14 protein-coding genes and 1 pseudogene are annotated in these 13,249 nt (G+C 62.2%); 9 read left to right on the forward strand and 6 right to left on the reverse strand.

Annotation, left to right across the window (positions count from 1 at the left end):
• The coding region (locus ABUA09_RS16675; protein WP_349949546.1) for a nucleotidyltransferase family protein at positions 1 to 976 on the reverse strand (976 nt) is incomplete at its 3' end.
• A gap of 236 nt (positions 977 to 1,212) precedes the next feature.
• On the opposite strand from ABUA09_RS16675, the pseudogene ABUA09_RS16680 reads away from it, so the two are divergent.
• The 3 genes and pseudogenes from ABUA09_RS16680 to ABUA09_RS16690 form a co-directional block, all read left to right on the forward strand.
• Positions 1,213 to 1,380: pseudogene (locus ABUA09_RS16680) on the forward strand (helix-turn-helix domain-containing protein); the annotation flags it as partial.
• 9 nt (positions 1,381 to 1,389) lie between these two features.
• On the forward strand, positions 1,390 to 1,632 hold the full coding sequence (locus ABUA09_RS16685; protein WP_052082729.1) for a DUF1653 domain-containing protein: 243 nt from the start codon (positions 1,390 to 1,392) through the stop codon (positions 1,630 to 1,632).
• Between the two features lie 4 nt (positions 1,633 to 1,636).
• Positions 1,637 to 1,969, forward strand: coding sequence for an arsenate reductase family protein (locus ABUA09_RS16690; RefSeq protein ID WP_033118069.1), 333 nt, complete (start codon positions 1,637 to 1,639; stop codon positions 1,967 to 1,969).
• A gap of 98 nt (positions 1,970 to 2,067) precedes the next feature.
• Here the strand turns inward: ABUA09_RS16690 and ABUA09_RS16695 are convergent, their stop codons facing one another.
• From ABUA09_RS16695 to ABUA09_RS16715, 5 genes are all read right to left on the reverse strand, one after another.
• The gene (locus ABUA09_RS16695; RefSeq protein WP_033118070.1) at positions 2,068 to 2,901 is read right to left on the reverse strand and encodes a two-component system regulatory protein YycI; all 834 of its coding nucleotides are present in this window, start codon (positions 2,899 to 2,901) and stop codon (positions 2,068 to 2,070) included.
• Positions 2,902 to 2,925: 24 nt separating this feature from the next.
• Entirely contained in the window at positions 2,926 to 4,296 is a 1,371-nt protein-coding gene (locus ABUA09_RS16700; RefSeq protein ID WP_058118427.1) for a hypothetical protein, read from the reverse strand.
• A complete protein-coding gene (locus ABUA09_RS16705) occupies positions 4,289 to 6,070 on the reverse strand; it encodes an ATP-binding protein (RefSeq protein ID WP_349949547.1) in 1,782 nt (593 codons plus the stop codon). Before ABUA09_RS16705 ends, ABUA09_RS16700 begins: the two co-directional genes overlap by 8 nt.
• A 68-nt stretch (positions 6,071 to 6,138) precedes the next feature.
• Positions 6,139 to 6,846 carry a response regulator gene (locus ABUA09_RS16710; RefSeq protein ID WP_033118073.1) on the reverse strand — a complete coding sequence of 236 codons (708 nt, stop codon included), beginning with the start codon at positions 6,844 to 6,846 and terminating at the stop codon, positions 6,139 to 6,141.
• Positions 6,847 to 6,897: 51 nt separating this feature from the next.
• Positions 6,898 to 7,434, reverse strand: a complete 537-nt coding sequence (locus tag ABUA09_RS16715; protein WP_058118429.1) for an NUDIX domain-containing protein — start codon at positions 7,432 to 7,434, stop codon at positions 6,898 to 6,900.
• Positions 7,435 to 7,603: 169 nt separating this feature from the next.
• On the opposite strand from ABUA09_RS16715, the gene ABUA09_RS16720 reads away from it, so the two are divergent.
• The 6 genes from ABUA09_RS16720 to ABUA09_RS16745 all read left to right on the forward strand — a co-directional run bounded on the left by ABUA09_RS16720 (position 7,604) and on the right by ABUA09_RS16745 (position 13,139).
• Entirely contained in the window at positions 7,604 to 8,107 is a 504-nt protein-coding gene (locus tag ABUA09_RS16720) for a hypothetical protein (protein ID WP_208319824.1), read from the forward strand.
• Positions 8,108 to 8,349: 242 nt separating this feature from the next.
• Positions 8,350 to 9,651 carry a UDP-N-acetylglucosamine 1-carboxyvinyltransferase gene (murA, locus tag ABUA09_RS16725; RefSeq protein ID WP_033118076.1) on the forward strand — a complete coding sequence of 434 codons (1,302 nt, stop codon included), beginning with the start codon at positions 8,350 to 8,352 and terminating at the stop codon, positions 9,649 to 9,651.
• 174 nt (positions 9,652 to 9,825) lie between these two features.
• Complete coding sequence (locus ABUA09_RS16730; protein ID WP_033118077.1) at positions 9,826 to 10,611, forward strand: MBL fold metallo-hydrolase; 786 nt, start codon at positions 9,826 to 9,828, stop codon at positions 10,609 to 10,611.
• A 15-nt stretch (positions 10,612 to 10,626) separates the two neighbouring features.
• Positions 10,627 to 11,109: a 23S rRNA (pseudouridine(1915)-N(3))-methyltransferase RlmH gene (gene rlmH, locus ABUA09_RS16735; protein ID WP_033118078.1), complete on the forward strand. Its 483-nt coding sequence runs from the start codon at positions 10,627 to 10,629 to the stop codon at positions 11,107 to 11,109.
• Between the two features lie 13 nt (positions 11,110 to 11,122).
• Entirely contained in the window at positions 11,123 to 11,398 is a 276-nt protein-coding gene (locus ABUA09_RS16740; protein WP_033118079.1) for a hypothetical protein, read from the forward strand.
• A gap of 13 nt (positions 11,399 to 11,411) precedes the next feature.
• A complete protein-coding gene (locus tag ABUA09_RS16745) occupies positions 11,412 to 13,139 on the forward strand; it encodes a phospho-sugar mutase (RefSeq protein ID WP_279204800.1) in 1,728 nt (575 codons plus the stop codon).
• The last annotated feature ends 110 nt before the right edge of the window (positions 13,140 to 13,249 follow it).

The raw sequence follows: 13,249 nt of genomic DNA on the forward strand, positions 1-13,249 counted from the left end.
CCGCGGCGCCGCGGCACAGGATGGTGCCGTACAGCGTGCAGCGTTCCGCGACTTTGGCATTTTCCATCAGGACACTGCGCTGGACCAGACTCCTCCGGCCGACGAAGGCTCCCGGCCCTACCACGGCATGGGGGCCCAGGAGGCTCCCCTCTTCAATAGAGGCCCCCGGCCCGATCCAGCAGGGCGGCACCACCGTGATCCCACCGGGCAGCTCCTCCGCCGCCCAGATGCCGGGGCCCCGCTGGGGAAGTCCCATATCCATCGTCACCTTGCCCCCCAGCGCGTCGGCGGTACAGGCCAGATAGGCGCCGCAGTCCCCCATATCGCACCAATAGCCATCCGCTATGTGCCCATATAGGGGAGCGCCCTCCTCCAGAAGCGCCGGAAAAAGATCCTTGCCGAAGTCGCAGGCCCGCCCTTCCGGCACACGGTCCATGGCCCGCCGGGTAAGCAGGTATATCCCCGTGTTCACTGTGTTGGTAAAGACTTGGCCCCAGCTGGGCTTTTCAATGAACCGCTCCACCCGTCCGGTATCGTCAGTAAGGACCAGGCCGTATTCCAGCGGCTCCGGGTGGCGGTAGAGGACCAGTGTGGCGTCGGCACGGCTGGCCCGGTGAAAGCCCATGGCTGCCGACAGGTCCAGATCGCACACGGCATCCCCGCTGATCACCAGGAAGTCGTCTTCCCCCAGGTGGGACATGCAGTTTTTTACACTGCCCGCCGTGCCCAGGGGTTCCCGCTCCACAAAATAGGTCAGGCGCACCCCTAGCTCCGCGCCGTCTCCAAACCAGCTCTGCACCACCTCGGGCATGTATTGGAGGGTGACGCAGATATCCGTGATCCCATGGCGCTTGAGCAGGCCGATGATATGCTCCATGACCGGCCTGCCCAGAAGGGGCACCATGGGCTTGGGGAGCCCCAGGGTAATGGGGCGCAGACGGGTGCCCTCGCCTCCCGCCATAATGACTGCTTTCACAGGAAAACCATCCTCTCTCTTAAAAGGCGATTTTCCCTAGTATTGCCCTCCGGGACAAAATTAACACACGAAAGCCCTCTGTGCTGTGCTTCCTGACCTGCGCCCCTTTGGAGCAGATCCCACGGGGCCGCATTTCTGCGTCATGGCGGAAGGCGCCGCAAATCTTTAGTCCCAATACGACTTTTTTAAATAGTCGTATCAGGAGTATTGTATGGTATAAAGGGAGGGGATATCTCATGTTCACACGTCTGCGAGATTTGCGGGAGGACCATGATCTCAAGCAGGAGACCCTGGCGGCGGAACTCGGGATCCGGCAAACGACCTATTCCAAATATGAGCTCGGCAAGATTGCCGTCCCCGCTTCCGCGCTGATCCGAATTGCGGACTTTTACCACGTCAGCTTGGACTATCTGGTGGGCCGTGATGCCGGGCCTGCCAAGGCCGAGCCCGTCAGGCCCGGCCTGTACCGCCATTTCAAGGGCAAGGAATACCGGGTGCTCTACAACGCCGCCCATTCCGAGACGCTGGAGCCGCTGGTGGTCTATCAGGCCCTGTACGGGGAGCGGGGCGTCTGGGTACGCCCCGCCTCCATGTGGAGCGAACACGTGGAACGGGACGGCTATTCCGGACCCAGATTTACCTATTTAGGAGAATGAGCCAATGAATATTCAGATTTTTGGCAAATCCAAGTGTTTTGATACCAAGAAGGCGGAGCGATACTTCAAGGAGCGGCGGATCAGCTTTCAGTCCGTGGACCTTCTCAAATACGGCATCAGCCCCGGCGAACTCAAAAGTGTGAAAAATGCGGTGGGTCTGGATGCCCTCATCGATGCCAAGCACCCTGACGCCGCGCTGCTCACCTACCTGGCCTATGAGGAGGACAAGCTGGAAAAGCTGCTGGAGGTCCCCCGCCTGCTGAAGACCCCCATCGTCCGCAACGGGCGGCAGGCAACGGTGGGCTATTGCCCGGAAATCTGGAAGGACTGGTCGTAAGCCGTGCCGGCTGTAAAAATGCGGAGCCCTGCCGCCGTGCAGGTCTCCGCGTTTTTTTGCGCGTATGTCCCCCCGGACCCGGATGCCCGGCGGAGGCTTTATCCCTCCGGGGTGATCTCGCCTGTAATGGCATTCCAAAAGTAGCTGCCCTGGTCGGTGGTCACATACCAGGCGGGGATCAGCAGGGCCGGGTCGGACTGGGCGTTGCTGTCCAGGAGATAGCCCGCAGTAAAGCCGGTGATCTCATTGCAGACCCGGCTGTTCCGGTTCACGTAATCCACAAACCTCATGAGGAGCGTTACCAGATTCATGGGCTGCTCCGTGCCCTCCTGCTTGGGAATGCCCGTCAGCCGGTAGCTGACGTTTCTCTGAATGCTTTTCAGTTCCTCGTCCCGGAATACCAAGACGGCGGTGCGGTCGAATACCGGTGTTCCCTCCCAGCACTGCCGCAGCGTCACCACCGTCTCTCCGCCGCTCTCCTCCGTCGACATGACCTGTGCCTCAAAGCCTATGGTTGCGAGCAGGTCCACGGCGAACTCCTCGGGCTCCGCCCCCGCCAGAGGGTAGGCCCCTGTCCGGAACTCCGCCGAGAACTCTCCGTCCACATAAAACTGCGCGGCCCCCTTCGCCCCCACATAGCGCAGGGCCTCCGGCGGAGATGCGGTAAGCTCCCCCAGCAGCGCGGCGGCCTGGGTCTCCTCCAGCTCCGGGTCACGGGTCACGCTCATGGGCGTGAGGTCCAGCTCCTCGGGCAGGATCTCACGCTCCAGACGAATGCGGCTGGTCTCCCACAGCACGGCCAGGGCGTCCTCCCTGGCGCTCTCATAGGAGCTACGGCTCTCCCACTGGCGATGGACCACCAGTACCAACAGGAAGAGGTTCACGGCGGCCAGCATGATAATGATGATATTTTTCAGTTTGGACCACTCCACGCGGCGCCGCCTCCTTTCCCTCCGTCAAAATGCGCCCCAAGCGGCGGTGACGGTGTCGCCTCTGGTGTCCGGATAGTAGAGCATCAGCTCGGAGCCGCCCCCCTCCAGGGCGGAGAGCGCCGCCGTGGCCTGCAGCTCAGGCAGTACCATGGGTCCCTCCTCCAGATAGGTGTAGGTCCGGAGCTGGAGGCGGAAGGCGGTGATGGCGCCGCCGGAGATCTCCACCCGGGCCGCGTAGCCGTCCCGGCCCACCAAGACGGGGGCGCCGTCCAGTTGGTAGCCGATCAGCACCGCCGTGCCGCCTGCCTCGCCCTCCTCGGTGCCGATGAGATAGAGCCGGGCCTCTCCGCACAGGGGCGAGAGCGTGCGCTCCACGAAAGCCCAGGCGCTGCCTACGATCTCCCAATGGGTAAGGTTCTCGCCCTCCCCCTGGACCGGGAAGCGGGGATCCTCCAAGTCGGCGGCCTCATAAGTGACCAGGCCGTTTTTAAAGATATGCAGCCGCTCGGCTCCCTCCTGGACGGCCACGGCGTTCCGGTAGGGATAGGACATGGATTGGGCGTGGAAGGACAGGCTCTGGACCAAGGCGTCAAAAGCCGCGCCGTAGCTGCCACCGGTGTCCGCCGGGAGCGGAACCGGATTGGAGGAGGCATATCTGCCGGGCTGGGGTGTGGCCCCTCCCTCCAGCAGCGTATATGGGTCCAAGATCGCATAGGGCCCTCCACTCTCAAAGGCAAAGGCCGCCCCGTTGGGGGAGATGCCCTCCACGAGCTGGGACAGCCGTTCCGCCAGATCCCGGGTAGTTTCACAGGCATAGTACAGGCCGGTATCCTCATTGATATAGTACAGCACCACGTCTCCCTCGTCGGTCACGGTGAGGAGCAGCCGCCGGGCGGTGTCCGTCAGCGCCTGGTTGGGCGCGCGCCCACCGCTGAGCCAGGCGGAGAGGTCGGCCAGAGGCACCCCACCCAGGAAGTCCAGATAGACGCCGGGATTTTTGGACCCCAGCGCGGCCTGAAATTTTGCGGCCGTGGTCTGTTCCGGCGCGGAGCATCCGGCCAGCGCATCGGAGAGAGGGTTTGCAAAGCTGCTGAACAGCCGCTCCACGCTCTCCTGATCGTACTGAATGCCGGAGTGCCCGTGAGGACTGGTGACCACAGCGCGGACCGGACGCACCGCCGTCCCTTCGCTCCAGACCGCCACGGACTGGGCGGGCTGCGTCTCCTCCCCGCCCGGCAGGATGGAGAGGACCGACGAGAGCCAGCTCTGGCCGATGGCGGAGCCGTCCATGTAAAACTGCGTGCGCCCCACCAGGTAAAGGGCCGAAACGGACAGCAGGACGATGAGCAGACTTTTCCCCCACTCTGTCAGACGGCGCTTTCTTTTCTCAGACATGGGAGGGCCCCCCCACAGGCAGCTCCATGCGGACGGTGAGTCCGGGTCCGGACCGGTCCACCAGTCTGATGGTCCCCTCATGCCGGTCCACGATTTCCTTTGCGATGGAGAGCCCCAGGCCCGTGCCGCCGGATTCGCGGGAGCGTGCCTTGTCTACCCGGTAGAAGCGCTCAAAAATACGGGGGCGGTCCTCCTCCGGGATCCCGATGCCGTTGTCGGTGACCTGCATCCACACCTTGTCGCCGGACCGCCCGGCGGTGATCTCGATCCGCCCGCCGTCAGGGGTATATTTGATGGAGTTGGAGACTACGTTCATCATAACCTGGAGGATGCGGTCCCGGTCCCCCACCACATCGGGGAGACTCTCCTCTAAGTCCAGGATCAGGGTGTGACCGTGGCGCTGGGCCTCCATGAGCACGGCGTTATAGATGTCCCGGACGGCCCGTTCGAAGGCGAAGGGGGCCAGCCTGATCTCGCTCTTCCCGGAGTCAAAGCGGGAGAGTGTCAGCAGATCCTGGACGATATGGGTCATCCGGTCCGACTCGTTCAGGATGACCCCGAGGAAGTTTTTCTCCATTTCTGGCGGGATATCCCCCGCCCCGTCCGTCAACGTCTCGGCATAGCTGCGGATATTGGTAAGAGGGGTGCGCAGCTCATGGGATACATTGGCCACGAATTCCCGGCGCAGCTCTTCCGTCCGCCGCTGCTCCGTAACGTCGTGGATCACCACCATGACGCCGCCCTCGTCGCTCTCCTGGTCGAAGGGCGCCATCAGCAGCTCCAGGCTTCGCTCTCCCACAGACCGCTCCTGTCCCAGATAGCCGGGCTGTTCCAGCGAGAGTACCTGCTCCAGCGGCGCCGCGTCCGCAAAAAGCACGCTGTAAGTAGTCTCCTCCCCGATGGGCCGGGCCAGCATGTCCTCGGCGGCGGGATTTTTCTGGATCACCTTTCCGCTCTTGTTGAAGGCCACCACGCCGTCCGTCATGTGGAGGAAGAGGGTATCAAGCTTGTTGCGCTCGTTCTCCGCCTCCCGGATTGTGGACTGAAGCTGCCGGGCCATGATGTTAAAATTGGTGGTGAGAATGCCGATCTCATCCTTAGACCCCACCTCGATCTTATGGGAGAAGTCACCCGAAGCCACGCGCTTGGCGCCGTCGGTCAGGCGCTCGATGGGCGTGATCATGGTCTTGGCCAGCAGGAAAGAGAGCAGCACTGAACTCACCAAGCCGAAAATCAGGGCCTGGATGATGAGCATGAAGAGGGAGCTGTTGAGCTCCTGTACCGTCTGGCGGTTGTCATAGATATAGATGATATAGCGGACCTCCCCCCGGGTAATGGGTATGGCGGCGTCCATATAGGAGGCGGTCACATCGCTGCTGGAGGCCGGCTCGCCCGTCCGCAGGCTCTTGAGCACGTTGGGACTGCTCTCCAGGCTTTCCCCCATCTTCTCATCCGAGCCAGCCAGACAGATGCCGGTGGTGCCGTCCAGGATGAAGTAATTCCGGGTACGCCCGTCTACCCCCAACTCGCCCATATTGGCCTTGAGCACGCGCTGAAGGCCCTCCACACCGTCCTGTTCCCCGTCATAGGGCTCGGTCAGGGCCTCGTAAAAATCCATGTTCTCCGCAGAAAACATGGTGGTCATACGCTCATTGAAATCGTTCAGATAAAAGCGCACCACGGAGTTCATCAGAAAGGCGCCCACCACGGTCATCAGGGACACGATGAGCAGCACCATGATGAGCACCAATTTCATATGCAGGCTTCGGAACATATGGGGCGGGCGCCCCCTTTCGTAAATCTGATCGGGATATCCCTGTGCACCTTGCGCCCGGCGTGTGCTCAGGCGTTAAAGAGATAGCCCAGGCCCCGGCGGGTCACCACGAACTGCGGGGATGCCGGGTCGTCCTCCACCTTCTCACGCAGGCGGCGGACGGCCACATCCACGGCCCGCACATCTCCCACATAGCCCTCATAGTTCCACACGTTCTCCATCAGCGCCTCCCGCGAAAACACCTTGCCGGGGTTGGACGCCAGGAATTTCAAGAGTTCGTACTCTCGCTGGGTGAGGTCCAGCGGCGCGTTGTCCTTATAGGCCATCAGGAGCTCGGCGTCGATGGAGATACGCCCCAGCTCCAGCCGTCCGCCGACGGACGGCTGGGCGGAGGTCCCCACGGCCGCCATACCGCTGCGGCGGATATTGGCCTTTACCCGCGCCAGCAGCTCCCGCATGGAGAAGGGCTTGGTGATATAGTCGTCAGCCCCCAGCTCCAGCCCCAGCACCTTGTCGGTCTCCTCCTCCCGGGCGGTGAGCATAATGATCGGCGTGGTCCTGCCCGCGTCCCGAATCGCCCGGCACACGTCAAACCCGTTCTTTCTGGGCAGCATCAGGTCCAAAAGGATCAGATCCGGGTCCTGCTCCAGGGCCAGCTGCAGCCCCGCCTCTCCGTCATAAGCCTCCAACGCGGTGTACCCCTCCCGGGTCAGGTTAAAGCTGAGAATGTCCACAATGTTCTTCTCGTCTTCAACGATCAGAATCTTCTTTGCCATATCGCGCCTCACTTTCGTCTTGATTGTCACAGCGGGCCCAATCGCTCTTGCTCACAGTCCCAGCAGAAGCTTGGTCTTCATCAAAGCCGCCACGGTCTTGGCGTCCTGGAGCTCGCCCCGCATCACCTGCTCCATCAGCGTCTCGAACGGCACCCGTTCCCGCTCCAGAAATTCATCCTGATCCGGGTGGCATTCCCCCGTTTTCAGGTCCCGGGCCAGATACATGTGGAGCACCTCGTCGGAATATCCGGGTGAGGCCAGCAGGCAGCCCAGGTAGGTAAGTGTTCCGGCCGTCAGGCCGGTCTCCTCCTCCAGCTCCCGCCGGGCGCAGACCCTGTGATCCTCTCCCCGCTCCAGCTTTCCGGCGGGAAGTTCGGTCACCACCCGCCCAAAGGGATACCGAAACTGCCGCACCACGGTAACGGTACCATCGTCGTGATAGGGCAGAATCGCCACGCCGCCGGGATGAGCGATCACCTCCCGCCGCGCCGGCCTCCCGTCGGGCAGTTCGATCCTGTCCACCCGAAGCTCCACGATATTCCCCTTGAAAACAGTCTCGCTGGATATGGTCTTTTCATACAGTTCCACACGTAACGCTCCTGTCCGCATCTCTGCATAAGTAAAAATTAGTATACCACAGACCGGGGCGAACTGCAATCATTCCCGCTTTCTCCAATCATTACAGCTACCCGGCGTGCCTCCGGCGCTTTATAATCATACTCTGCCCCAACGCCGCTTTTTTAGGAGGAGGACCCCTATGACCATCCAACCCATCGGCGCCGCCAGTGTGGCGCTCTACCTCACCCCCGACGACCTGCGGGAGCACGGCCTCACCCCCGAGGATCTCACCGAGGAGCTGGCCCTCCGTCTCACCAGAGAGGCCTTTTCCCAGGCTGGTATCTCTGTGGAGGGCACGCTTGAGATCGAAGCATACCCCGAGCTGTGCGGCGTCCTGGTCTTCGCCCGTTTTCAGCCGCCCCGGCGGCTCTGGTTCACCTTCCGCTCCCTGGAAGAAGTCCTGGCCGCCGCCCGCGCCCTGGGCAATCCGGCGCCGGAGGGCGATCTGGTGTGGTGCGACGGGGTCTATTGGCTCTCCCTGCCCGCCGACGCGGAGCGGGCCGCCTGCCTCCTCTCCGAGTTTACCGGTCCCGCCGACTCCTCCCCCTTCCTGTCCAGCCGCCTGGGAGAGCACGGCAGCACGCTCCTCACCGGCGAAGCGCTTGCCGTCCTGCTACATTATTTTCCCGAGAAAATGGAATAAAACCGGAAAAATTGGGCAAATTTCCTCCGGAAATATTTCCAGCAGAGAATGCTGTAACATTCGTGTAAAATTTCTTTTGATTTTGCATACTAGGGATGTTATAATACCATTGCATTGGAGTGGGCTGCCGTCGCGCAGGCCGCAAGAGAATGAGAAAATCGGCCGGATTTCGGATGGTCCGGCCGTTGATACGCGGACCCGGCGGCAAGCGGGTCCGGCGAATGAGGATAGAAGGTGCGGTTTTGACGAAGTATGTGATTCACGGGGGCAAACCGCTGTACGGAGATATCGAGATCAGCGGCGCCAAGAACGCCGCGGTGGCCATCATTCCTGCCGCCCTGCTGGTGGACGGCGTGTGCCGGATCGAGAACATTCCCCAGATCAGCGACGTCACCCTTATTTTGAAAATTCTCCAGGAACTGGGCGCAGATGTCCGCACCGTGGACCGTACCACGGTGGACATCGACTGCACCCGCGTCCGCAATGCCAGGGTACCCGACGTGATGGCTCGCAAGATCAGGGCTTCCTATTATTTTATCGGCGCGCTGCTGGGCCGGTTCGGGGCCGCCCAGGTGCCACCTCCGGGCGGCTGTCATCTGGGCGCCCGTCCCATTGATCAGCATATCAAGGGCTTTGTGGCCATGGGCGCCGACGTGGACGTCCGAGGCGGCTATATCAACGCAAGCGCGAAGGACGGTCGCCTGCAGGGCGCCCAGGTCTATCTGGACATCGTCTCCGTAGGGGCCACCATGAATATCATGTTGGCCGCCGCCCTGGCCGACGGCATGACTGTCATTGAAAACGCGGCCAAGGAGCCCCATATCGTGGATCTGGCCAATTTCCTCAACTCTATGGGGGCCGATATCATGGGCGCGGGCACGGACGTCATCAAGATCCGTGGGGTGGAACGTCTGGGCGGAGGTGTCTACTCCATCATACCCGATCAGATCGAGGCGGGCACTTATATGGCCGCTGTGGCCGCTGCCGGCGGCGAAGTGCGCATCCGCAATGTCATCCCCAAGCATCTGGACTGTATCACCGCCAAGCTGGAGGAAATGGGGGTGGAGATCACGGAGGGGGACGACTCGGTGCTGGTGCGCCGCGATCCCGCCCGCCGTCTCTCCCGCACCAATATCAAAACACTGCCTTATCCCGGCTTCCCCACTGATATGCAGCCCCAGATTGCCGTTGCCCTGTGTCTGGCCGAGGGGACCAGCGTGATCACCGAGGGCGTGTGGGACAGCCGCTACCGCTATGTGGACGAGATCCACCGCTTGGGGGCTCAGATCCAGGTGGATGGAAAGGTCGCCGTCATCGAAGGGGTGGACAGGCTCACCGGCGCGCCTGTGCAGGCCTGCGACCTGAGGGCCGGCGCCGCCATGGTGATCGCCGGCCTCGCCGCCCACGGCACCACAGAGGTGGATCAGATCCAGTATATTGAGCGCGGCTACGAGGATATCGTCCGCAAGCTCTCCGGCCTGGGGGCCGACATCCGCGTGGTGGTCACCCCCGAGGAGGAAAAAGCCCAGGCTTCCGTTGGATGAACCGTGGCGCGGGCGGCGGCTTTCTGCCGCCGCCCGCTTTGTCTTGTTGGGGGGCCGTCTTTCATTGATTTCCCCTGTTCTGTTTTTTCACCGGATGCGTGGGTGCACCTCGGCTGCGGCTGGCTGACCGCCGATCTTTCGCCGGATAAATTCTGATACATAGGAGCGATTCCCTTGCTGACACTCACCACTCTGGCCAGCGGTTCCTCCGGGAACTGCATCCTGCTCTCGGGAGGAGGCGAGCACATCCTCATTGATGCGGGCATCTCCTGCCGCCGCATCTGTCGGTCTCTCCGCGCCCTGGGGGTGGAGCCGGAATCCCTCTCCGGCGTGCTCATCACCCATGAACACACGGACCACATCTCGGGGCTCGCCACTTTGACCAAGCAGTTCCGGCTTCCGGTCTATGCCAGTCCCGGCACCGCCCGCCAGCTCTGTTACCGCATCGCTGCCCTAGAGGATGTGCTCCATGCCTGTGCCCCGGGGGGCTCCTTTACCCTGGGCAGTCTGGATGTGGAGACCTTTCCCACCCTGCATGATGCGGCCGAGCCCATGGGCTATGCCGTCTCCTGTGGAGAGCAGAAGGCCGCCGTGGTCACGGACCTGGGCTTTGTCACCGATCAGGTCCGCGCCGGGATGGCGGGGGCCGGGCTGGTGGTGGTGGAGTGCAACCACGATCCAGACTGGGTGGCGTCCAGCTCCTACCCATATGCGCTGAAACGCCGCATTCTGGGCGACCATGGTCACCTCTCCAACGAAGCGGGCGGCGCTCTGGCCCGGGATGCTGTGGCCCACGGCGCCCGTGCAGTGGTGCTCGCACATCTGAGCAGCGAAAATAACACACCTGAGCACGCCAGGGCGGCCGTGGAGCGTATACTCTCTGCCTGCGGCGCCTTGGCGGACGGGGTGACCCTGGCCGTGGCCCCCCGGTCCGAGCCGGGTCCCACGTATGCGCTCTGAATCGGAGAGACTGCCATGCTCAATATTTCCATCCTCTGTGTGGGCAAACTGAAAGAGCGCTTCTATACCGAAGCTGCCGCCGAATACGTCAAGCGCCTGGGCGGATACTGCCGTCTGAATCTGGCGGAGTTGCCGGAAGAGCGCCTGCCGGAGCGCCCTTCCCGTGCTCAGATCGATGCAGCCCTCGTCCGGGAGGGAGAGGCCCTTCTACAGCGCATCCCCAAGGGCGCTCTGGCGGTGGCCCTGTGTGTGGAGGGTCGGCTTCTCTCCAGCGAAGATCTGGCCCGGCGCATGTCCGACTGGATGTTGGAGGGCCGTTCCAGCGTGGTCTTTCTCATCGGTGGCTCCTATGGTCTGGCCCCGCGCGTAAAGGACGCCGCCGTCCTGCGCCTGTCCATGTCCCCCATGACCTTTCCCCATCACCTGGCCCGTATCATGCTGCTGGAGCAGCTCTATCGAGTCTTTAAGATCAACGAGGGGTCCGGCTATCACAAATAGAGGAGGGTGTCTTGTGAGCACGGAGAATTGGCCCCTGTCCCCATCGGGAGTGCCAGAGCGCGCCGCGCTTCTGGACTGGGATGCGGATCTTCCTGCTTTCAGCGGCATTGCCCTGTCCAAGCTGGAGGCTTTCGGCATCCCTTTTTACACCGCCCGACCCGGACTGGGCGAGATGTCGTTTTTCTATACTGGAGCCTCTCTCACCGGGGTGCAGGTTTTTGTCCCTGAAAGCCTCCTGGAGGCGGCGAGGGCGATTCTGTCCCCCGAGGAGAATCCCGCGGAAGAATAAAGGAGGAATCACTATGTCCTATCAGGAAACCTACCGGAAATGGCTGGAGAGCCCCGCCCTCAGCGCCGACGAGAAGGAGGAGCTTCGGGCCATCTCCGGCGATGACAAGGAGATGGAAGCCCGCTTTTTCGCCCCGCTGGAGTTCGGTACTGCGGGCCTCCGCGGCACCATGTGCGTGGGACTCCACAACATGAACGTCCATGTGATCCGCCACGCCACTCAGGCCTTTGCCGAGGTCATCCTGGCGGAAGGTCCGGAGGCTGCGCAAAAGGGCGTGGCGGTGTGCTTCGACTGCCGCAACCACTCCCAGGAGTTTGCCCGGGAGGCGGCCTGTGTCATGGCCGGCAACGGCATCCCCGTGCGCCTCTTCGATGCCCTGCGCCCCACCCCTGAGCTATCCTTCGCCATCCGGGAATACGGCTGCATCGCCGGCATCAACGTCACCGCCAGCCACAACCCCAAGGAATACAACGGCTATAAGGTGTACTGGGCCGACGGCGCTCAGCTCCCCCCCCACCATGCCGATGCTATCGCCAGGAAAATGGCCGAGCTGGACCTCTTTACCTCCATTCAGAGGTTGGATTACGATGCCGCCGTCTCCCAGGGCCTTATCACCCTGATGGGCGCCGAGACTGACGAGGCGTTCCTCTCCCGGGTCATGGGGCAGGTCAACGACCGCGCCGCCGTGGGGCGTGTGGCCGACGATTTCAAGATCGTCTACACCCCCTTCCACGGCACCGGTTACAAACTCATCCCCGAGGCCCTGAGGCGCCTGGGCATGAAGCACGTGCTCTGTGTTCCCGAGCAGATGGTTCTGGACGGGAATTTCCCCACCGTGGCCTCCCCCAATCCGGAGAACCCGGAGGGCTTTTATCTGGCGGTGGACCTGGCAGACCGCGAGGGGGCGGACCTCATCGTAGGCTCTGACCCCGACGCGGACCGGATGGGCTTGATGGTCCGCAACGACAAGGGGGCTTTCGTCCCCCTCTCCGGCAACCAGACCGGCGTACTGCTGCTGGACTATCTCATCGGCGCCAAAAAGCGCTCCGGCACCCTGCCGGAGAACGCAGTGGCCCTCAAGACCATCGTGACCACCGAAATGGCCCGGACGGTGGCCGAGAAAAACGGCGTCAGGCTGTTCGACACCTTTACCGGCTTCAAATTCATGGCGGAAAAGAAAAACGCCCTGGAAGAGAGCGGCGAGGGCAAGGTCATTTTCTCCTACGAGGAGTCCTACGGCTACATGATGGGCGACTATGTCCGGGACAAGGACGCGGTTACCGCCGCCCTGGTGGCCACCGAGATGGCGGCTTGGTATCACGGGCAGGGCCTGACCCTCTACGCCGCGATGGAAAAGCTCTATGAAAAATACGGCTTCTACGGGGAGAAGACCCTGAACCTGGTCATGCCGGGCCTGGACGGCCTCAAGAAGATGGCCGCGCTTATGAGGGAGCTCCGGGACCATCCCCTGTGCGAGATCGCCGGAGTGGCCGTTCTCCAGCGAAAGGACTACTCCTCCGGGATCCTGGAGGACGTCTCCACCGGTGTGCGGGAGGAGGTGGAACTCAAGGGCTCCAACGTGCTCAAGTACAAGCTGGCCGACGGCACCGACCTGGTGGTTCGCCCCTCCGGTACCGAGCCCAAGGTCAAGGTCTATATTCTGTCCCAGGGCGAAAGCCACGCACAATGCGGAGAAAAGATCTCCAAGTATTCCGCCTGGGCGGAGACACTGCAGCGCTGATCCCATCTAAAAACGGAGCGCCCGGACCATATGGTTGATATGTACCCAGAATTCTGGACACATAAAAAATTGAATTAGGTGCACATGGATGCCTCTCTGAATTTTGTAGG

The organism is Intestinimonas sp. RTP31139st1_F5_RTP31139_211217 (assembly GCF_040226735.1).
GTDB lineage: Bacteria > Bacillota > Clostridia > Oscillospirales > Oscillospiraceae > Intestinimonas > Intestinimonas butyriciproducens.

Excerpts from the sequence above, each read along its gene's own strand:
- ABUA09_RS16745 (WP_279204800.1), top strand. The coding sequence starts at position 11,412 with ATGTCCTATCAGGAAACCTACCGGAAATGGCTGGAGAGCCCCGCCCTC.
- rlmH (WP_033118078.1), top strand. The coding sequence starts at position 10,627 with ATGCTCAATATTTCCATCCTCTGTGTGGGCAAACTGAAAGAGCGCTTC.
- ABUA09_RS16690 (WP_033118069.1), top strand. The coding sequence starts at position 1,637 with ATGAATATTCAGATTTTTGGCAAATCCAAGTGTTTTGATACCAAGAAG.
- ABUA09_RS16705 (WP_349949547.1), bottom strand. The coding sequence starts at position 6,070 with ATGTTCCGAAGCCTGCATATGAAATTGGTGCTCATCATGGTGCTGCTC.
- ABUA09_RS16710 (WP_033118073.1), bottom strand. The coding sequence starts at position 6,846 with ATGGCAAAGAAGATTCTGATCGTTGAAGACGAGAAGAACATTGTGGAC.
- ABUA09_RS16700 (WP_058118427.1), bottom strand. The coding sequence starts at position 4,296 with ATGTCTGAGAAAAGAAAGCGCCGTCTGACAGAGTGGGGGAAAAGTCTG.
- ABUA09_RS16720 (WP_208319824.1), top strand. The coding sequence starts at position 7,604 with ATGACCATCCAACCCATCGGCGCCGCCAGTGTGGCGCTCTACCTCACC.